Below are 20,139 nucleotides of genomic sequence, written 5' to 3'. Positions count from 1 at the left end.
CATGACCGCCACTGAAACCCACATCCCCGCACCCCAAGCCCTCACCACCGTGGAGCACGTCCTCACGCTGGACTGCCCGGAAGGCCCGGGCATCGTGCATGCCGTTTCCGGCTTCCTGCTGGAACACGGCTGCGACATCATCGACAACAAACAGTTCGGTGAGCGGTCCGAAGGGCACTTCTTCATGCGGGTGCATTTCGCGTCTGAAGGGGATGAGTCCACGCTCGAGGTCCTGCGGGACTCGTTCGCCCCCGTGGCCGAGAAGTTCGGCATGCGGTGGCAGCTGGAACGCCAGGGATCCAAGCGCCGCGTTCTGATCATGGTGTCCAAGTTCGGGCACTGCCTCAACGACCTGCTGTTCCGCGCCCGGATCGGCGAGCTGCCCGTGGACGTCGTGGCCGTGGTCTCCAACCACCGGGACCACCAGGCCCTGGTGGAGTGGCACGGCATCCCGTTCCACCACGTGCCGGTCACCGCCGAAACGAAACCGGCGGCGGAAGCTGCACTGATGGCACTGGTGGACGGGCTGGACGTTGAGCTGGTGGTGCTGGCGCGCTACATGCAGGTGCTCAGCGACGACCTGACCCGCAAGCTGGACGGACGGGCCATCAACATCCACCACTCGTTCCTGCCCAGCTTCAAGGGTGCCAAGCCGTACCACCAGGCCTACGCCCGCGGCGTGAAGACCGTCGGCGCCACGGCCCACTATGTCAATGCGGAACTCGACGAGGGGCCGATCATCTCGCAGCAGGTGGTGGACGTGGACCACACCTACGGTCCCGAGGACCTGGTGGCCGCGGGCCGCGACACCGAATGCAAGGCCCTCTCCAACGCTGTGAAGTGGCACTGCGAGGGACGCGTCATCCTCCACGGCAACCGGACCGTGGTGCTGCGGTAAGTTGCCGGACACGCAAAGGGACTGCGGCTACGGAAATGGTCCGGGGACACGTGGATCCACGCGTCCCCGGACCGTTTGCGCGTCCGGTTACGAAAGCTGACGCTGCGGGCGTCGGCCTGGCTACTGCCCGGCGAGCTGATCCAGGACCGCGAACGGGTTCTGGGCCCCGCCATTCGCTGCTACCACGATCCTGCGGTCCAGGACATGGCTGCCGCCGGCCGGGATCTCCACCTGGAACTTGCTCATGATCCAGTTACGGAGACCGTACCCGCTGAAGGATCCGCTGTCAGCCGTGTAGACCAGGCCGTACGTCTGCTGGTCCGCGCCCGTTCCGGCTTGGCCGATCCACCGGCCGTTGGGCTCGTAGCTGGCGGCGGTGCCCGTGTCGATGACCGGGTGGCCCGCCACGCCGCTGCGCTGCCCCGCGCCGTCGTAATCCATGGCGTCACCCACCCAAAGGGCGAGTGCGGCGGGGGAGGTGTTCCGGAATTCGGTTTTTGCCGTGATCCACGGGTCCTCCGCATTGGCTGAGTAGGTGGTGGTCACCGTGAGGCCCGGATGTTCGGCCGAGGTGCCCGATGCGCGGACGACAGCCCGTTCACCGGTGTTCTCGACGATCTCCACCGACTCCGTACGAACCTGGGTCTGCGCCCAGGCGTTTCCGCCGGTTGGTTCCGAGGATGTCACGTACGGCAGGTTGATCCAGTCCAGCTGGTCGGGCTGCCCCGTGAGGGCCATGTCCAGTGGCTTGCCCGTGGTCGACTGGTCCAGCTGGGGATCGTTGAAGACCTTGGAGATGGCGAGGGCCAGCTTCTTGTTCTCGATCACGATGTCCTGGACGCCGCCCTCAACGAGGCCGCCGGCCAGTCGTTTCCCTGTGCTGGCGTCCACGCTGACCGGGCGCAGTTCGAGGTCGACGGTGGGGGATTGCCCCGCAGCCACCTGGATCTCCCGGGTGGCCGTGGCGGAGCCGAGCCGTGCCGCCTGCACCGTGTACGTTCCCGGCCCCTGTTCAAGGCCGAGCTGGTAGGTCCCGTCAGACGCCGTGGTGGTGGTGCCCGCCAAGGCGCCGTCCTGCATCAGCTGGACACCAACGCCCGACGCCGGAGCTCCGCTGGCAGCGTCGGTCACAGTTCCCGAAACGGAGGACCAGCGCGCGGCGGCGGTCCCGCCGGGCGTGAAGGCGTACAGGTTGCCGTCCAAGGCCCCTGCCACGACAGTATTGCCGCTCACCGCAGGGCCCGCGGCTACCCAGGTCCCGATATTGTGCTGCCAGAGCGGTTGTCCCGTCCGGGAGTCCAGTGCGTAGAAGTTGCCGTTGTTGGCGCCGACGAAGAGGGTTTCACCGCTCAGCGCTGGAGAGGTATGCACGCCGCCGCGGTACTTCTCTCCGGGCAACAGACGATCCCACAGCACCGCGCCGGTGGTGGCATCCAGCGCGGTGACAGCGCCGGAGGGGAAGCCCATGTAGATGGTGTTCCCGGCAATGGTGGGAGCCGCCGGTGTGGCGTTGCCGTTCACCAGGGACGGGTGCTGGCTCCTGTAGGTCCAGAGGGTCTGGCCCGTAGCGCCGTCCCGGGCAATGATTCCGTTGCCGGAGCCGATGTAGACGCGGCCGTTGCCTGCAGACGGAATTCCGTCCTGCCATCCGCCCAGCGTGGCGGCGCCGGTCCACAGCGCCTTCCCGGTGGCCAGATCGTAGGCCATGACGCGGTCCGCCGTTTGGTTGCCCACATACACGCGGCCGTCAGCCACTGCGGGCGTCCCGTCGCTCATGGTGCTGCCGCTCATCGGCGAAGCCCATACGCGGTTGCCGGTCTTCACGTCCAGCGCGATCAACAGCCCCTGCTTCGCCTCACCGTGGCGGGTCTGGTAGGGGTAGAGGACCTTGCCGTCGGCCACGGTGACGCCGTAGTAGCCGTAGGTGCGCTGGTTGTAGTTTTCGGGTGCGGGCTCGGGATTGTGCTGCCACCTCAGCTGCCCGGAGGCAGCGTCGACGGCAAAGAGGCTGCCGCGGAGCGTGGGAACGAAAACGAGGCCATCGGACACGGCGATGCTTCCGTGCACCGATGACGGCACCTCATAGGTCCAAAGCTGCTTGCCCGTGGCCTGGTCCACTGCGTGGACGGCGCTGTTGCCGTCCCCGTTTTCGTCACGGGTCCCGGCGTACACCACGCCGTTGACGATGGCGGGTGAACCTGTCAGGAAGGTCCCTTCCGTCCGGTAGGACCACGCGAGCCGCTGTCCGGCATCGATGCGGTCTGCCGCCACGCCTGTGTGCCCCTGGTCGCCATGGTGCTGCGACCAGTCCGCACCCTTCACCGGGATGATCGCCTTGTCGGCAGTGAAGGTGAAGGTTGAGGTCTTGGTCCAGGACGCGCCGGTGGCGTCTGTGGCCCGTACCTCGACCGTGTGCTTGCCGGGCTTCCTCAGGTCACCCTGCAGTTCGGAGTGCCAGGTGAAATGGCCGGTCGCCGCCAGCGGGCGCCAGTTGCCGCCGTCGAGCCTGAACTCAGCCTTCACCGGGGCATCCGTCGTGTCATAGGCGTTGGCCTGGATTCCCGGGAATCTGTCCAGCGGGATGCTGCTGCCGTCCGCCGGGCTGGTGATGGTGAGGTTCTTTTCCGCACCATACATGCGGAAGGGGTTCTCGAAGGACTCGTCCGTCATGGAAACGTAGCGGAAACCGCGGGGCGAGTTATCGATGGAGTACGAGCTCGACGTCGTCTGGATGTGCTTCGCCGTGCCCGCGAAGGCACTGTCCGGCTCGACGTCGTTGGAGTGTTCATGGCCCACGAGGATGAGCTGCGCCTTGTACTGCTCCAGCAGGGCGCCGTACTGGTCGTAGATGTTCTGCGAGCCGAAGGGAACGTTCATCGGCTGGTGGGTCAGAACCACCAGCTCCTTGTCCCCGACGTTCTTCGCCAGGTCTTCCTTTGCCCACGCGAGCTGCTCGTCGAAGGGTGCGCTGCCGTTGTTTTCCAGCACGATGAAGTGGCGGTTCCCGTAGTCGAAGGAATACCACTCCGGGCCCACATGGTTCCGGTAGTTGTTGATGCGGTTGGCGTACCCCGTTCCGGCGGAGTATTCATGGTTGCCGACGGCGGGCCACACCGGAACCTTGGACAGGGATGTTGCCGCCTTGAACGCTTTGAATTCCGCGTCCGTTGCGTTATTCGTGAGGTCACCGCTGACCTGGATGAAGCCAACGTCCTGACCGGTGGCGTTGATTTCCTGGATCTGCTCCGGCAGATCGGCATTGACGTGGGGATCGGCGATGTTGCCGAAGGTGAAGTTGCTGCGCGCCGCGTCCGCGTCCTTCGTCAGGGCGAAGTCGGCGGTTTTCTGCTCGTCGGCAGCAAGCGTGCCGAGGTTGCGGTAGAAGTGGGGCGCCATGAATTCGTCGGTGCCCACGGAGTATCCGGCGGGCTGGCTGACGAACACCAGGTCAGTGTTCCGGCGCTCGGTACGCGTTTCCAGGCTGTAGCGGCCATCGGCGTCCGTCACCACGATGGTGGCACCGTCCGATACCGAGACGCCGGGGAGAACAGGCTCGCCGGGGTCGAAGGCGTCGTTTCCGTTGCGGTCCTCGAAGACCGTACCGGAAACCATGGCGGTGGCTGGATTAAGGGCTTCGTCGACGGCGGAGCTCACCGGGGCGGCGACGACCAGGCCGCCAAGAGCGGCTGTGCCGGCATACAGGGCCAGCCGCAGGCGGCGCGTGCCGGAACCCGTGCGGGGACAGGGCGCCGGGGGTGTGGGTTTCATGCGAGTAAGAACCTTTCAATGAACCAGAAGAGGCCAACAGCTGCGACCGTGGCGGTCGCCCCACGCAGCGCCGGAGCAGACCATCTGGCCCGACGTACGAGCAGGATCAGGGGAAACGCAACGAGGAGCAGGAGGGCCTGGCCTGCCTCGATGCCGATGTTGAAGCTGATCAGGGACGTGACCAGGCTCCAGCTGAACTCATCGGTGACACGGAGGGAACCGGCGAACCCCAGCCCGTGCAGCAGGCCGAAGACAAACACCGCCGGCAGCCTTCGCCGTGTGGCACCCAGCAGGTTTTCGGCGGCGACGAATGCTATCGACAACGCAATCAGCGGCTCTACGACTTCGGCCGGAACGCGGATCCACCCGAGGAGGGCGCTGATCAGGGTGATGCTGTGCGCCAGTGTGAACATGGAGACCACCCCGAGCAGGCTCCGCACGTTCGCGGCGCCCAGGGCCAGCGCGACGACGAACAGCACGTGGTCCAGGCCGGACAGGATATGTTCTACGCCCATGGTGCCGAACCGCGCAGCTGCCGCTGCCGCTGACCCCTCGCCGATGGCGAGTTCAGCGTTGCTGCCATCCAGGACGGCCTGCCCTTCGACGCCGCCCAGGCGGTAGTCCACGATGTTTGAGTGGTCGTCCGCCACCGCATCCGTTTCCCGGAAGACACCGTATTTAAGCAGGTAGGAACCAGCCGTGGCGCCGCAGCTGTACTCCAGTTTCAGTTCGGCGTACGGGACGCCGTCCCGGCTTCTGATGTCGGTGCCGGCCAGCTCCCCCTGGCATGCCGCGCCGTCGAGGAAGAGGGTTATCCGGTTGGTCAGGTAGGCCTGGAGATTGCCGCTGCCTGCGGCCAGGGCAGCCTTTTGGCGAGGCGCATCGCTGGCGGAGACCGCATCCGGGCCGAGGTCGACTGCGCGCGCCAGCATCCCGAATTCGAGGCTGAGATCGTAGGAAACTGAGGGTCCGTCGGCGGTGATGCGTGAGTACCCCGTTGAGTCCCGGACGTGGGCCGACGCGGGAAGGACCCCGGCCCCCAGGAAAGCAACGATCAACAAAAGGAGTCCGGCGCTTTGGCGCAGCAGCGGCAGGGGTGACACGGGGATGCTCAATTCGCGGGGCAGGGTGATGGGTATGCCCAGTCCATACCTGTTGGTTGACCGGCCTGCGAATAGCGGGTGAACTCCAGGGAACCGGCCACGAAAGCATGGCCGCGTCTATTCCCCGAACGGGCCTACTCCTTGAACAGCGCGGCGCCGACTTTCCCCACCTTTGAAGGAGGACGACGGCGTGTCCCGGCGACACGCCGTCGTTCTTCACCTCTTGGGGCTGAAAGGTGGGGAAAGCGCCCCGACCTTCATTGCTGGTCCTGTTCCTGGAGTTCTCCTTCTTCAATGCCGGGTACAACACCCTGACCAACGTCTACCCGGGCGAGGTGCTGCCCACAAAGATCCGCGGCATCGGAACGGGTTTTGCCGCCGCAGTCAGCCGTGTGGGGGCAGGCATCGGCACATTCCTGCTGCCGGTCTCCATGGAGAACCTCGGTCCCGGCCCGACGATGCTCATGGCTGCCGGCGTGGCCTTCGCGGGGGCCGCGCTCTCGCAGTGGCTTGCCCCGGAGACCAAGGGCAAGTCACTGACTGAGGCCGCCGCGGGGTATGCGCGCTGACCCACGCCTGCTGCATTTTCGACGCCCATATGTGGTCCCGACCGGGATAACCGCAGGCGCACCTCATATCTGGGGTGCGCCTGCCGCGTTGCGCCTCGGAAATGAATATGCGCGTCGAAACCGCCGCGACTGCGCTGACGGACAACAACTGATCGCTGGCGGACAAGAGCCTTCGGGGACCCGCTGCCAAGCTGGATTCCACAGAGATTCCCCGCTCATGACTGGTGGCGGAGCTGCAGAGCTGTTGCTGGTGATCGCGCTGGAACTGGCCACCGGCCTGCTCGCTGCCACGCTGCTGGCACGGCTGCGGCGGCTGCCCGGCCCCGGGTGAGATTTTCGACGCGCATAATCATTTCCGACCGGGACCGGCATTGGCGCACCTCATATCTGGGGCGCGCCGGCGCATATGCGCATCGAAAACCAGTTTGCGCGTCGAAAACGCGCCGCGCGAAAACCGCCCTACTCCTTGAACAGCCCCGCCAGGTCCTCGGCTGTGATCGATCCGCCGGCCAGGGCATCGCCCTCCATCACGTCCGCGAACAGCTGCGACTTCCGGGCCTTCAGGGCCATGACCTTCTCTTCGATGGTGTCCTTGGCCACGAGCCGGTACACCATGACGTTCCGGGCCTGCCCGATCCGGTGTGTCCGGTCCACGGCCTGCGCCTCGGAAGCCGGGTTCCACCAGGGGTCCAGCAGGAAGACGTAGTCCGCCTCGGTCAGGTTCAGCCCGAACCCGCCGGCCTTCAACGAAATAAGGAACACCGGCGCGGTACCGTTCTTGAACTCGCTGACCACGTCGGCGCGGTTTCGGGTGCTGCCGTCCAGGTAGCAGTACTCCACGTTCTCGGCGTCCAGCCGTTCGCGGACCTTGCCCAAAAACCCGGTGAACTGGCTGAAGATGAGGGCGCGGTGCCCCTCCGCCACCAGGTCCTCGAGCTGCTCGAACAGCACGTCCAGCTTGGAGGACCGCACGGCAGCCAGGGACGGATCCACCAGGGACACGTCCAGGCTCAGCTGCCGCAGCAGGGTCAGCGACTGGAAAATCGTGAACCGGTTCTTGTTCACGTCCTCGATCAGGCCCAGGATCTTCTGCCGTTCCCGCTGCAGGTGCGTCTGGTACACCTTCTGGTGCCGCGGGTTCAGCACTACCTCCAGGATCTGTTCCTGCTTGGGCGGCAGGTCCTTGATCACCTGGTCCTTGGTGCGGCGCATCATCAGGGGACGGACCCGACGGCGCAGCTTCTCCAGCTGGGCCTTGTCGCCGTTCTTTTCCACCGGCTTCTGGTAGTACTCGGCGAACCGTTTGGGGCTGGCGAACAGGCCGGGTGCCACGATGGAGGTCAGCGCCCAGAACTCCATCAGGTTGTTCTCCAGCGGGGTGCCGGTGATGGCCAGCTTGAAGGCGGCCGGGAGTTTCCGGGCGCACTGGTACGCCTTGGACTGGTGGTTCTTCACGAACTGCGCCTCGTCCAGCACGAGCCCGGACCAGGTGCGGGAAGCGTAGGCGTCGTAGTCGATGCGGAACAGGGCGTAGGAGGTGATGACGACGTCCGCCCCCTCCAGCGCCTCCGCTACGTCCTGCCCGTTCTTCGCGAACGTCTCGCCCACCGTTCGCACCGTCAGGCCCGGGGCGAATCTCGCAGTTTCCGCGGCCCAGTTCCCCACCACGCTGGTGGGGGCCACCACCAGGAAAGGCGCGACGGCGGCCGGCCGGGAGGCGGGCAAAGGCACCGTGGCGGCGGCAGCAGCGCCGTCGGCCGCGGCGCTGCTGGCCGCTTCAGCGAGTTCCTTCGCCGCGCACATCAGGGCGAGTGCCTGCACCGTCTTACCCAGGCCCATGTCGTCGGCGAGGACGCCGCCCAGGCTGTGCCGGTACAGGAACGTGAGCCAGTTGAAGCCCTCCAGCTGGTACGGGCGCAGTTCAGCGTTCAAGGAAGAAGGCAGCGGCAGCCCGTCCACGCCGCCCTCCAGCAGTCCGCCCACGGCCGAACGCCACGCAGCGGCCTGCTCGTCCACGATCCCCAGCTGCGCCAGCTCGTCCCACAGCCCGGCCTGGAACCGGCTGATCTGCAGCGGCGCGTCCTTGTTGTCCTGCAGGGACCGGGCTTCCTCAATCAGTGCCCGCAGCTGGTGCAGCTCCGGCAGGTCCAGCGAGAAGTAGGCTCCGCTGGGCAGCAGCATCTTGGTCTGGCCGGCAGCCAGCGCGGAGAACACCGCAGCGAAGGAGACCGGCTCGCCTTCGAGGGAAATCTGGATGCCCAGGTCGAACCAGTCCCGCTGCTCGGTGGCTTTGGTGGAAATCGAGACCACGGGCGCTTCCTCGGCCTCGCGGTAGTCCGCGATCTCGCCGGTGGTGTCAATGTCCACGTCGGGCGCCCGGCGCAGCTGCGGCAGCACCTCTTCGGTGAACGCGAGCGTGTCCAGGCCGGTGAGCTCGGCGGTGGCCGCCAGCCGGGGCGTGCCCCAACCGCCCGTGGCCGATTCCGCCAGCGCCGGCACCGTCTCCCATGGCCGCCCGACGCCCTCCAGGATGCGGGCCTCAGCGGCGTCGTCCCGGTAGCCGGGGTCGCCGGGGTGGCGCCAGAGCGGCTGGGCGGTCACCAGGCTGCCCGACTTGTAATGCCATTCCCAGTGCAACCGGACCCGGTGGTCCGCCCCGTAGTTGGCCAGCAGGGACAGCGTGGGGACGGCCAGCGCGGGCAGATCCACGGACTCGTCCCGCGCCGTGACCCGGGCCGTCTGCTTCAGCTTGGGGTAGAAGCCGGTGAGGAAACGCGATTCGTCCTTGGCCGGGATGTGCAGCGTGCTGCCGGCGGTCACGAACGCCAGCAGTTCCTCGCTCAGGCCCTCTTCCAGTGGAGCCAGGGTGATGACGTCCGCATCGCCCGCGCCGGGCAGTGCGTCGCCGGCGCCGGTATAGAAAATGCCGTGCGCGGGGCGGCCGATCGTCCCCACCGCACCGGGGCTGACCTCGGCTCCCTCCACGGTGATGGTGGGCGCGAGCTCCAGCCCGCCGTCCTCGGCCGCCTGCCCGGTACTTTCCGCAGCAGGTGCGCCGTAGCGCCCCAGATTAAGCCCGACGGCGGCGGGGGACTCAACGAGCCGCACCGGTTCGGTGCCGCGTGAGTGAATCAGTGCGAGCCCGATCTTTTTGGCCTCCGCCAGCAGCCGCCACATGTCCTTGCCGGCATACGAATTAAGGCCGAGCCACACCAGGCCGGATGGGTTGTAGGTCCGGCTGCTGGACGTGCTGAACCCGGCCAGGAAGTCCTGCAGCCAGCGGACATGCTCCTCGTTGCAGTCGCGCCTGAAGCCCATATAGCTGAGCGTGTTCCACGAGACGTCGCCGCGGATCCACTTGCCGCGGGCACCCATGATTACCGGCCGGGCCTTGAGCTGGCGGACGCTGCGGAGCGGGTCCCGGCGGCCTGTGTAGGAAAAGTGCGGCGCCGGCTCCTCCACTTCGAACTGGAGCGCCAGCGGTGTGCCGCCAGACTTCTGCGCCGGGTCGGTGCGCGAGATCAGCGGGCTGAGGGCCTGCTCCCAGTCGGCGAGGGCGGCCGCCGGTCCGCGGGAGAGCTGCGGCGCCATGCCGGGGGAGAGCAGCTGGACGCGGATGGCCGGGTTGTCCTCGGCCGCGAACAGTAGGGCGGCGACGTGCTTGCAGTCCTTCCGGACCGGGCAGCTGCAAACGCCCACCGTGCAGCTCCAGCCTCCACCGCGGCGGACGAGCTTGGCCGTGGTGGAGTAGGGCACTTCCGCGCCGCCCCGGACCTTGCCGAGCATGAGCCCGGTGCCGGCGTCGAACGATATCCCGGACACACGACTTCCCATGGCATAAGCCAGCCCGGCCGCCAGGGAGCGGTCGTTGATGGCTGGAGTCTGGATTGCCAGGGCCGCACTCTCGTCCGGTTGGGATGGCATGGGGGAGCTACTTTCAGCAGGCCGCGGCGGGGCCGGGTCCGGTGGGTGGTTATCTGATCCATCTTAGTTCCGGCACGGGACGGCGCCGAACCGGAAGACCGGCCCGAACCGGAAGACCGGCCCGGACCCCCTGGTCCGGCCGCGGCACCCAAGGCGGCAGGCCGCCGTCGGCCGTTCCCTGCACTTTGCGGCCCTGAAAACTTCGCTTGACGTTCACTTCCTCCTCGGCGGACCCGATGCCTGCCGCACGTAGCGTGAAAAGCGTTCCCCAGCCTCCACAACAAGAACAGTGAGGATCCCATGATCACCACCCCGCAGCCCGTCGTCCTGACCAGCACCAGCATTGATGGCACCGATGAGGAGGTGGTGGAGTCGAACGTCAGCGTCGTCGACGCCATGCACACCGCCCTGCTCCGCCCGGAGGAGATGTCGCCCGTCGCCATCCGCAGCTACTACGTGGACTTCTACCTCACGCAGGCGCTGGAGGGCGGCTTCGCGCAGTACGTCTTCATGAGCCTGGACCGTGAACGCACCGACGCCCTCATCCGCGAAGGCATGGCCGGCATGGGTGCCGCCGCCCACCTGGACCTGTTCAACCGTGCCGCCGCCGCGTTTGACGCCCTCTCCGAAGACGACAGCGAACACTACCTGGACGGCGCCCTGGACGACATGGCGGAAACCCCCGAAGCCGTCCTCCAAATGGAAGAGCTCGACGGCGAGTTCGAGGAACTGCTGGAGCGCGAGAACATCACCGCCCTCAACGCTGCATGGCTGCGCGGCCAGGGCGACCTGCTGGTCCTCAACGACGAGGACGTGGCCGGACACATCGAACAGCTCGTGGCCCAGATTCCGGATCTGCCCGAGCGCCAGGCGCAGGCCGACGCAGAAGCGCTCGCCGACGCCCCCGACTTCGAGGTCATCATCCGCGAACTCTGCGACATCGCCGGCTACAGCCTCGAGAAGATCACCATGGGCGACCCCAACTACCTGCATGAGGGCGAGAAGACCCTCGCCTGGCACTTCAGCACCGACCACGGCGACTTCCTCATGGTCGAGGAAGAGGACGAGGCGTTCATGATCAACCCGGAAACCCTGGAGATCGTGGCGGCCGTGGAGTTCGAGGAAGAGGACGAGTTCGAGGCCACTGAGCTGGCACACTCCTAGCGGACCCGGCGCTGGCTCAGCTGTTTTGAGCCAGCGCCTCGGCCAGGACGGCGAGGAGTTCGTCGTCCACCTGGTCCGGGGAAGTCAGCCGGACCCGCAGCGTGAACGGGTCGTCAGCCCTGGTCCGTACCCGTTCCAGCCGTCCGCCCACCGTGGCGTCGAGCCGCAGGTTCACATCCACGGCGCTGTTGGTGGTGCGGGTGACCTGCGCGAACTTCCGACGGGGCCCCTGGAGTGAGACGTAGCCCTTGCGCAGCTGGACCGCCACGCCGTCGGTGGCTGTGGCCCAGGCGAGGAGGGCATCGGCGATGGGACGCAGGTGCGGGTGCGCGGCGTACTGCCCGTCCAGCAGTTCATCCGCGTCGCGCAGCATGAACTCCGGGTAACCGAACATCTCCCACGACACCGCATACTGCGCATAGCCCGTTACGCCGAAACCGTCACGCAACCACTCGCGGAGCCCGGCGTCGTCCTCAATTCCGGCCGCGTGTGCCTGCTCCACCCAGTACCGCACGTCCTGTCCTGTCTTTCGGAGCAGGAGCTCCTGGTTGCTGGCCACCATGGACTGCCAGGTGCCGGCGTTCTTGGGGGTGCTCATGGACCGATCGTAGCGGCCGGAAAAAGAATTTCGGCAGGCGCGTAACTTTTCCGGCAGCCCGGGCGATGTAGGAAGTGATGGGCCCGCCGGGCGGGCCCGATCGGACCAGTCTTCTACGCAATCTGGAGTTCCTTTATGTCTTTCTTCACTGTTCTCGCCACCAGCAAGGTCGCCGCCGGAGTCCTGGCTGCAGGCACCCTGGCCGTCGGCGGAACCGGCGTTGCTGCCGCTTCCGGTGTCCTCCCGGGCCAGGCCCAGCAGACCGCCCACGAGGTTTTCGGCGCTCCGGCCCCGGAGCTGGCGGAGGCCGCTGAGGCGCAGTCCGGCCTTGCCGCCGAGGGTTCCGCTGACGCCGAGGCTGCCGGGAACGCCGAGGTTTCGGACAGCAAGGTGGCCGCTCAGGCTTCCGCTTCCGGCGAGGGTGCGGGCGCTGTTGACGCCGCCGGCGCCGCTGCGCTGGGCCTCTGCACCGCGTACACCAGCGGTGGCCTGAACGCCTCCTCCGAAGGCTTCTCCTCGCTGGTGATCGCCGCTGAAGGCGAAGCCAACATCGAGAGCTTCTGCACCGAGGTCGCTGCCCAGGTCGACGCAGCGGCCGAGGCCCGCGGTGAGGCTGCAGGTTCGGGCGCCGTCGAGGTAGAGCTGCCCGAGGCCCCTGAAGCACCGGCTGCCCCTGCCGTTCCCGGCGTTGACGGTGAGCCCGCAGTTCCGGCCGTGCCCGCTGTTCCTGCCGCAAGCGGCGACGCCGTGGAGTCTGCCGCAGTTTCCGTTCGCTAAGCGGACTTAGCTAGTCTGGACGACTGGCTCACCTGCGGGGCCGGCCCGGAGCCGGCCCCGCAGGCAACCCGCCGCCTTCCGGAAGGAACCGCTGGTGCTGGACACTTTGGCCCAGGAAGAGACCGACATATACGACAACGCAGCCGGGACGGATCCGGCCGCGCTCTTCGCTGTTGCCTACCGGTCCTTCGCCGGGCCGGTGCTCGGCTACCTGAAAGCCCGCGGTGTGGACGACCCCGAAGCGGTCACCCAGGACGTCTTCATGGCGTTCTACCCGATGGTCGAGGACCTCACGGGAGGGCTGCCGGGGGCGAGATCGCTGCTCTTTTCCATCGCCCACGCGCGCCTCGTGGACCATTACCGGCGCGTTGACCGGCGGCCACGGCTCAGTCCGTACCATCCGCAGGACGACCACCGGACCTCGCCCTCGGCCGAGGAACAGGCCGTGGAGCTCGACGGCGGCGCAGCGGACCTGTTGCGGGGGCTCAGCACGGAACACCAGGAAGTGCTGGCACTGCGGGTCGTGGCGGACCTGTCCATCGAGCAGGTGGCCGGCATCATGGGCAAGAGCACCGGAGCCATCAAGCAGCTCCAGCGCCGGGCCCTCCAGAACCTCAAAGAACAAACGCTGACCAATAAGACGCTGACAAATTCAACGCTGACCAGAAACCGGGCGAACCATGAGTGACACCGCAGGAAACCGCCGCGACGGCGTGGTGGACCAGCTGCTGCTGGAGGCCGGGCTGGATGACGACTCCCAGCTGCGCCCCGCGCTGCTGGAGCTCCGCGCCCTGGCGGGCACCGCGCCTGAGCCCTCTGCCGCCATTGCCGCACTGATGGCCGGGCACGCGACGCAGGAGCGCACCGTTTCTGGCGGGCCTTCCAACGAAGGCCGGCCCGCCGCCGTCGTCCGCTCCGCAGCGGCCGGGGGCGGACCGCACGCAGACGAACTCGCCGCGCGCCGCCGATTCAAGCGCCGCGCCACCCTGACTGCACTGTCCGTTGCCGTTTCGCTGACTGCCGGGGGCGCCGTGGCCGCCGCGTCGGACCAGGGAATCCGCCAGTCCATCAGCGACCTGAACGTGGCAGTAACGTCCTTCGTGACCGGCGGCAGCCCGGCGGACGACGTGGCAGGCGGCCCCGGCAACCAGGACGCACCGCTTCCCGCAGGTCCCGCACCGTCGCCGGCGGCCACGTCCGCCGCGCCCGACGGCGGCACCTCCTCGGCACCGGCCGTCCCGGGAGCCTCCGGAACAGCACCCGCAAGGGAACCCGGCAACGGGAGGGCAGACGGCTCGCCGGGGCGGATCCTGCCGTCCGAGCTCCCCGGCGGTCTGACCGGCGGAGTGGAGCAGCCGCCGCGGGTTCCGGTGCAGGGATCCCCGGACGTTCCCCTGCCGGACGAGCTTCCGGATCCCCCGCTGCCCTAAGCTTCCTGCTAGTCCATCCGGGCCAAGCGGGCCCGGACCATCATGTACACGCCGTAGCAGACCAGCCCTGCGCCCACGGCTGCGAGCAGGTAGACGCCGAAAGGCTGGTCGCGGAGGGCGCGAAGCCCGCCGTCCAGGCCGGTCGAGTCCTCGGGGTGCGCCTGCAGCGTAGCCACGACGATGAGCAGGCCGGCCAGCAGCAGGACGATGCCCTTGGCCACGTAGCCGGTGACGCCAAGGATCCGGACGGCCTTCCGGACCCGCGGGTCGGACGGCATCACCAGGTGCTTCTCGAAGGATTTACGCAGGCCGCGGATGCCATAGACCACGCCGGCGACGGCGATGCCTGCACCGATCAGGACCAGCAGTGCCACCCCGCCGGGTGCCTGCACCATCCTGATGGTGAAGTCCGAGGCGCTGCGCTGGTTGTCTGCGCCGGAGCCGGTTCCCATCGCGAACGAAAGCAGCGTCAGGGCAAGACCAGCGTAGACCACCGCCTGTGCGGCGGCCTTGCCTTTTCTAGCTGCCTTCTTCTTGCCCGGGAGGCTGTTGTAGTCGAAAACCGCGTCGCCCGCCTGCCAGAGCGCCAGCGCGGCGCAGGCAACGAAGCTGGCCCAGAGCAGGAACGGGCCGGCCGGCTGGGTGGACAGCTCCGCCACCGCGCCGCTGAAATCCGCGTTACCGGTGCCGCCCATCGCCAGCCGGATGGCTATCGCCCCCACCAGCAGGTGCAGGATCCCGCTGGCGGCGAACCCTGCCCTCGCCAGCATTTCCACGGTCCGCGAGTTCGTCACGTTCTCCGCCGCATTGGCGGCCTGCCTCAGTTCTCTTTTGATGACTAATCCTTTACGCAAAGCGCATGATGCGCGGGTGCCCGTTTCCCCCACCCAAGGCCCATCGTGCCACTACTGTCCTGCGAAGGACAGCAGGCGTGGAATCAGCGCCGGCGGTAGCAGAGGTCGAAGATCAGCCGGCCGGCCTCGTGCGCCTTGGCCTCGAAGCTGGTGCGGATCCGGCCCTCGAAGCGGGGCGCCCAGCCGCCGGTTTCGTCGATGCCCTCGTTCGGGCCCGTGTGCTCGGTGCTGACGGGCGCACGGCCTTCGCGGACCGGAGCACCGCCCACCACGGTTTCGACGCCGGTCTGCCACACCTGCGTGAGGGGACTTTCCGGGCCGCGGCGCTCACCGGTGTGCAGGTTCTCGAAGTCGGGGGATCCGGCCAGGACGTCGCGGACGTGGACGGCGTAGTTGGACCAGTCGGTGGCGATCCGCCAGAGCCCGCCCGGCTTCAGCGCACGGGCAGCCAAGGCAGCGAACTCCGGCTGGATGAGACGGCGCTTGTGGTGGCGGGACTTGTGCCAAGGGTCCGGGAAGAAGACCCAGAGTTCGCTGACCGAGCCTTCCGGGAGCATGGTGGCCAGTACCTCGGGGGCGTTGGCCTCCACCACCCGGACGTTCTGCAGGCCGCGGCTGTTGATCTTGATGATGGTATTCGCCAGCCCTGGGGTGTAGACCTCCACGGCCAGGAAGTCGGTGTCCGGGTTCTGTTCCGCGGCGTGGCAGATGGCGTCCCCGAGTCCTGAGCCGATTTCCACCACCAGGGGAGCCTTGCGCCCAAACTCCGCTTCGGCGTCGAACGTGTAATCCGGGTGCACCGAGGTGTTGGCGACGTGCCGGGGGATGTCAACCGCCCACCGTTCGGCGTGCTCTTCCCAGGCTGCCTGGCGGCGGCCCTGCAAACGGGTGCCGCGGCGGACGAAGCTGACCGGCCGGCCGCCGTAGGTGCCGAACGAGGCCTGGGTCCCGGGCGTAACGGGCCTCGGGACATGCGGCTGCTGGGGGTCTTCTGGGGATTCGCTCATCCTTTCAAGGATAACGGGGACCAACCTGCGGACGATCGGGGCTTCCAGCCGCCGCACGGGCCCGCCGCGGCACGGGCCCCCCGTCAGTACGGGGCCAGGAACCGCAGGACCGTGACGAGCGCGAGGAGCACCACGAGGCCGCAAATAGCGATGGCCGCGACTGCTGCTTTCCAGTCCCCGGACCTTCGCGGGGAATTCCTGACTCCACGTATGGCAAGCACAACCGAGATCAGGGCAAAGAGCGCTGGAGCGCTGTAAAACAACAGTGCGACCGCCCATGGAAAGGCAGGCGGTCCGTTGTCGGGAGTGGTCATAAACATCAGGATCATCGCGCCCGGTGCTGTGAAGTTCATGCTGGCCACGCACAGGCAGGCCACGACCAGGCTGGACAGGCCATTCGCTCCCAGCGGACCTCCAGAAGGCTTCTTCCTGCCGGCAGCAGAGTCACGGTCGGACGGGTTTCCCCGGGCGGGTTGAAGATGGTGGCGTTCCGGAAGCGGTGTGGGACCCATGTTTCTCCTGGCGTGTTGAAGGCGTACCGGCCTCTGCTCGGGTGTCACCACTTTATGAAGGCCCTCCGGGACGGTCGAGGGCTTTCCCGGCCCCTGTGGATAACCTCGGCTGTTCCTGCTGAGAGAATGGCCGGATGACGGAAACGACAAGGGCATGGGCGGGGAGGCGACGAAACGCAGGAACGGAAGGCCAGCAGTCCCTGCCCGGCACCCTCGTGGACGCCGAAGCGGACGAGGTTCCGCCGCCGGCACCCACGCAGGTGGGAAGCCGGCGGCAACTCGCCTACCTGGGCGTCTGCCTGGTGCTCATCGGCCTCAACCTGCGGACCGTCTTCTCCAGCTTCTCGGCCGTACTGCCCGAAATCACGGCACAGACTGCCCTGCCCGGCTGGGCCGTGGTGGTCCTGACCACGGCTCCCGTCACCCTTCTGGGCGTGTTCGCACCGCTGGCCCCTGTCCTTGCCCGGCGCTTTGGGGCCGAGCGGGTGCTGCTGGGTGCCATGGCAGTGCTGACCGTCGGGCTCCTGCTGCGGCCCGCGGACCTGGGCGGCCACCTTCCCGCGCTCCTGGCGGGGACTGCAGCGTGCGGAGCCGCCATCGCCCTCTGCAACGTCCTGCTGCCGGGCGTGGTGAAGCGCGATTTCCCGCAACGGCTGGGCTTGATGGGCGGGCTGTACACCACGGCCATCTGCGCGTCCGCGGCACTCGGGGCAGGCTTTACCTACCCCGTCTACACGGCGACGGGGGAGTGGACCCTGGCGTTGTGGTCCTGGGCGGTGCCGGCCGCCGTCGTACTTTTCCTGTTCCTGCCCATAGCCGTACGCCAGCGCTCCGTGCGGCACCAGTCCGTCCATAAAGGCGTCAGTGTATGGCGGTCCGCGGTGGCGTGGCAGGTGACCCTCTTCATGGTGCTGCAGGCAATGATGTCCTTCAGTGTCTTCGCCTGGCTGGCGCCGATCCTGCGTGAACGCGGCGTGGACGGCGGAACGGCGGGGCTGATCGTGTCCGCCAGCATTGTGCTGCAGATGCTGGGTTCCCTGTTTGCGCCCGCCCTCGCCGCCCGGTTTAGGGACCAGCGCGCCATTAATACCGTGGTGGCGCTGATGACCGGGGCCGGTTTTTCGCTGAGCATCTTCGGGCCGCTGGAGCTCGTGTGGGTGTGGGCCGGACTGCTGGGACTGGGCCAGGGAAGCCTCACCGCGGTGGCGCTGACCATGATCATGCTGCGCACCCGCGACGGGCACACGGCCGCGCACCTGTCCGGGATGATGCAGGGCGTGGGCTACGGGCTCGGCTCCACGGGGACGCTCCTGGTGGGGCAGCTGCAGCAGCGCACAGGTTCCTTCGAAGCCGCCGGGGTTCTGTTCCTGGTGGTCGGGACCCTGGCGGCAGTGTTCGGGTACCGCGCCGGACGGGACCGGTTCGTTGGCTGAGGTGCGGTCGGAGCCTGACACCCAGTCCGCCGGCAGCGTCCTCCGGCGGCCCTTCCTCTGGGTAACCATCGGCACGTGTGCGCTGGTGTTCCTCGCCGCCTTTGAATCCCTCGCCGTGACCACCATCATGCCGCTGGTCAGCCGTGAACTGGACGGCGCCGGCCTGTATGCGCTCGCGTTCGCCGGTCCCATGGCCACCGGCGTGATCGGCATGGTGGGCGCGGGCAACTGGTCCGACCGCCGCGGGCCGGCAACCCCGCTCTATACCTCGGTGGCCTTGTTCTCGCTCGGCCTGCTCATCGCGGGCACCGCCGCCACCATGCCCCAGCTGGTCGCGGGCCGGCTGGTGCAGGGCCTCGGCGGCGGCGCGCTGACCGTTGCCCTGTACGTGCTGGTGGCCAGGATCTACCCGCCGCAGCTGCACCCCCGGATCTTCGCTGCGTTTTCGGCGGCCTGGGTCATTCCGTCATTGGTGGGCCCGTTCGCGGCAGGAATCGTGGCGCAGGTGTTCAGCTGGCACTGGGTTTTCCTCGGCGTGGTGGGCCTTGTCATTCCCGCGCTGGTGATGGTGGCGCCGGTGCTGCGCGGCCACGGCGGGACGCCAAGCACCCCGTGGGTGCCGGCCCGGCTCGCCTGGGCCGCGCTGGCCGCCGTCGCGGTCCTTGCACTGAATCTCTCCGCGGAAGTCAGGATCCCGGGGTTCCCGCCCGCCACCGCACTCCTGGCCGCGGCCGCCGTCGTCCTCGCGTTGGCGGCGGTGCGCCCGCTCGTCCCGCGGGGCACCCTTACCGCCCGCAGGGGCCTGCCCAGCGTGATCCTGTCCCGCGGAATGGTGTCGGCGGCGTTCTTCGGTGCCGAGGTCTACCTGCCGTACCTCCTGATTGAGCAGTACGGTTTCCTACCCACGTTCGCGGGCCTGACGCTGACCCTCGGGGCGCTGGCGTGGGCCGCTGCCGCCGCGGTACAGGGGCGGCTCGGCGACCGGCTTCCGCATCGGACTGCCGTGCGGGCCGGCTCGCTCATGGTTCTCGGCGCGGTGACCCTCGCACTGGCGACCGCCGCGCTGCACTGGCCCGCCGCCGTCGTAATTTCCGGGTGGGTGTTTGCCGGCGGTGGCATGGGAATGCTCTATCCGCGCCTGAGCGTCATGACCCTGGGACTTTCCAGCAAGGACGACGAAGGGTTCAACAGCTCGGCCATGTCCATCGCGGATTCGCTGGGCGGGGCGCTGGCGCTCGCGGCCACGGGCATCGTCTTCGCCGCGTTTACGACGACGGCGGGATCCTTCGCCGGGGTCTTCGCGCTGACCGCCGTGGTGGCCTTCGCCGCGGCGTTCGTAGCGCCGAGGGTGGCCTCCGACACGTCCTGACGCGCTTAGGGCAGTCTCGTGGCGCGGACCACTACATCGCCGATGACCGCTTCCTGCCCGTCCGGGCCAGCCACGGGTCGCTCGCGGGTAGTGGCAACCTCGAGCTGCCAGCCGGGATCTTCCAGCGCGAGTTCGCGGACGAGTTCGCGGCCGTTGTAGAACCTGTCGCGGGGCGCCTCCCCGTCCCGCCACGGCGGAAGATGGTCCGGGTGGTGGCCGACGATGAGCAGGGTCCCGCCCGGTTTGACCGCAGACGCCGCCATCCGAAGGGGTCCCCTCCAGTCCCGGTTGTCGGCGTGCAGGTACTGCGCGGTCACGAGATCGAAGGCTGATCCCGGCTGCCATTGCCCAAGGTCGGCCTGCTGCCAGGTAATACGGCTCGGGGTGGAACCGTCGTGCGCGTGTACGCCTTCCCGGTCCAGAGCCGCTTTTTCGTGGGCGCGCGCCCGTTCAAGCGCGACGGCGGACACATCCACGGCGGTGACGGTCCACCCATGCTGTGCCAGCCAGATCGCGTCGGCACCCTCTCCGCAGCCGAGATCCAAGGCCTTCCCGGGTTTCAGTCCCCCGGCTTCCCGGACGAGCTGCGGGTTGGGTTTCCCGCTCCAGATGCGGGGTTTGCTCCGGTAGAGCTCGTCCCATACTTCAGCGGCGCTGCGCACCGTTCCGCCTGGCAGGTGCTGGCCGCCGTCGTGCTTTTCATGCTGGTTCTCCGCCTGTTCGCTCATGCTCC

Annotated in this window: 16 protein-coding genes; 8 read left to right on the top strand and 8 right to left on the bottom strand. The window is 67.8% G+C overall.

Annotated elements, in window-relative coordinates; all coding sequences use genetic code 11:
* Position 1: 1 nt before the first annotated feature.
* Positions 2 to 898, top strand: coding sequence for a formyltetrahydrofolate deformylase (gene purU / locus ACIQC0_RS14000; protein ID WP_400535740.1), 897 nt, complete (start codon positions 2 to 4; stop codon positions 896 to 898).
* Between the two features lie 120 nt (positions 899 to 1,018).
* On the opposite strand, the gene ACIQC0_RS13995 is transcribed toward purU, so the two are convergent.
* A complete protein-coding gene (locus tag ACIQC0_RS13995) occupies positions 1,019 to 4,666 on the bottom strand; it encodes a PQQ-binding-like beta-propeller repeat protein (RefSeq protein WP_400535737.1) in 3,648 nt (1,215 codons plus the stop codon).
* A complete protein-coding gene (locus tag ACIQC0_RS13990; protein ID WP_400535734.1) occupies positions 4,663 to 5,781 on the bottom strand; it encodes a HupE/UreJ family protein in 1,119 nt (372 codons plus the stop codon). Before ACIQC0_RS13990 ends, ACIQC0_RS13995 begins: the two co-directional genes overlap by 4 nt.
* A 224-nt stretch (positions 5,782 to 6,005) precedes the next feature.
* Between ACIQC0_RS13990 and ACIQC0_RS13985 the strand changes: the two genes are divergently transcribed.
* Positions 6,006 to 6,338, top strand: a complete 333-nt coding sequence (locus tag ACIQC0_RS13985) for an MFS transporter (protein WP_400535731.1) — start codon at positions 6,006 to 6,008, stop codon at positions 6,336 to 6,338.
* 459 nt (positions 6,339 to 6,797) lie between these two features.
* On the opposite strand, the gene ACIQC0_RS13980 is transcribed toward ACIQC0_RS13985, so the two are convergent.
* Entirely contained in the window at positions 6,798 to 10,262 is a 3,465-nt protein-coding gene (locus ACIQC0_RS13980; protein WP_400535728.1) for an SNF2-related protein, read from the bottom strand.
* A 300-nt stretch (positions 10,263 to 10,562) separates the two neighbouring features.
* On the opposite strand from ACIQC0_RS13980, the gene ACIQC0_RS13975 reads away from it, so the two are divergent.
* Positions 10,563 to 11,426, top strand: a complete 864-nt coding sequence (locus tag ACIQC0_RS13975) for a hypothetical protein (RefSeq protein ID WP_400535725.1) — start codon at positions 10,563 to 10,565, stop codon at positions 11,424 to 11,426.
* 16 nt (positions 11,427 to 11,442) lie between these two features.
* Here the strand turns inward: ACIQC0_RS13975 and ACIQC0_RS13970 are convergent, their stop codons facing one another.
* Entirely contained in the window at positions 11,443 to 12,024 is a 582-nt protein-coding gene (locus ACIQC0_RS13970) for a DUF5655 domain-containing protein (RefSeq protein WP_400535722.1), read from the bottom strand.
* A gap of 135 nt (positions 12,025 to 12,159) precedes the next feature.
* Here ACIQC0_RS13970 and ACIQC0_RS13965 point away from each other — a divergent pair, with 135 nt between their 5' ends.
* The 3 genes from ACIQC0_RS13965 (at position 12,160) to ACIQC0_RS13955 (ending at position 14,231) form a co-directional block, all read left to right on the top strand.
* A complete protein-coding gene (locus ACIQC0_RS13965; protein WP_400535719.1) occupies positions 12,160 to 12,801 on the top strand; it encodes a protein tyrosine phosphatase in 642 nt (213 codons plus the stop codon).
* 94 nt (positions 12,802 to 12,895) lie between these two features.
* Positions 12,896 to 13,489 (top strand): RNA polymerase sigma factor, encoded by a 594-nt coding sequence (locus ACIQC0_RS13960; RefSeq protein WP_400535716.1) that lies wholly within the window; start codon positions 12,896 to 12,898, stop codon positions 13,487 to 13,489.
* Positions 13,482 to 14,231: a hypothetical protein gene (locus ACIQC0_RS13955; protein WP_400535713.1), complete on the top strand. Its 750-nt coding sequence runs from the start codon at positions 13,482 to 13,484 to the stop codon at positions 14,229 to 14,231. Before ACIQC0_RS13960 ends, ACIQC0_RS13955 begins: the two co-directional genes overlap by 8 nt.
* An 8-nt stretch (positions 14,232 to 14,239) precedes the next feature.
* Here the strand turns inward: ACIQC0_RS13955 and ACIQC0_RS13950 are convergent, their stop codons facing one another.
* From ACIQC0_RS13950 to ACIQC0_RS13940, 3 genes are all read right to left on the bottom strand, one after another.
* A complete protein-coding gene (locus tag ACIQC0_RS13950) occupies positions 14,240 to 15,085 on the bottom strand; it encodes a DUF1206 domain-containing protein (protein ID WP_400535711.1) in 846 nt (281 codons plus the stop codon).
* An 83-nt stretch (positions 15,086 to 15,168) separates the two neighbouring features.
* On the bottom strand, positions 15,169 to 16,092 hold the full coding sequence (gene trmB / locus ACIQC0_RS13945) for a tRNA (guanosine(46)-N7)-methyltransferase TrmB (protein ID WP_400535708.1): 924 nt from the start codon (positions 16,090 to 16,092) through the stop codon (positions 15,169 to 15,171).
* Positions 16,093 to 16,175: 83 nt separating this feature from the next.
* Positions 16,176 to 16,604 carry a hypothetical protein gene (locus tag ACIQC0_RS13940; protein WP_377214155.1) on the bottom strand — a complete coding sequence of 143 codons (429 nt, stop codon included), beginning with the start codon at positions 16,602 to 16,604 and terminating at the stop codon, positions 16,176 to 16,178.
* Positions 16,605 to 16,738: 134 nt separating this feature from the next.
* On the opposite strand from ACIQC0_RS13940, the gene ACIQC0_RS13935 reads away from it, so the two are divergent.
* Both ACIQC0_RS13935 and ACIQC0_RS13930 read left to right on the top strand, forming a co-directional pair.
* A complete protein-coding gene (locus tag ACIQC0_RS13935; RefSeq protein ID WP_400535704.1) occupies positions 16,739 to 18,037 on the top strand; it encodes a CynX/NimT family MFS transporter in 1,299 nt (432 codons plus the stop codon).
* A 1-nt stretch (position 18,038) separates the two neighbouring features.
* A complete protein-coding gene (locus ACIQC0_RS13930; protein WP_400535701.1) occupies positions 18,039 to 19,406 on the top strand; it encodes an MFS transporter in 1,368 nt (455 codons plus the stop codon).
* Between the two features lie 5 nt (positions 19,407 to 19,411).
* Here the strand turns inward: ACIQC0_RS13930 and ACIQC0_RS13925 are convergent, their stop codons facing one another.
* Positions 19,412 to 20,134: a class I SAM-dependent methyltransferase gene (locus ACIQC0_RS13925; protein ID WP_400535699.1), complete on the bottom strand. Its 723-nt coding sequence runs from the start codon at positions 20,132 to 20,134 to the stop codon at positions 19,412 to 19,414.
* Positions 20,135 to 20,139 lie beyond the last annotated feature (5 nt).

Source organism: Pseudarthrobacter sp. NPDC092419 (assembly GCF_044755045.1).
In the GTDB taxonomy this organism is placed as follows: Bacteria; Actinomycetota; Actinomycetes; order Actinomycetales; family Micrococcaceae; genus Arthrobacter.
This window is presented reverse-complemented; position numbering and strand designations above follow the sequence as displayed.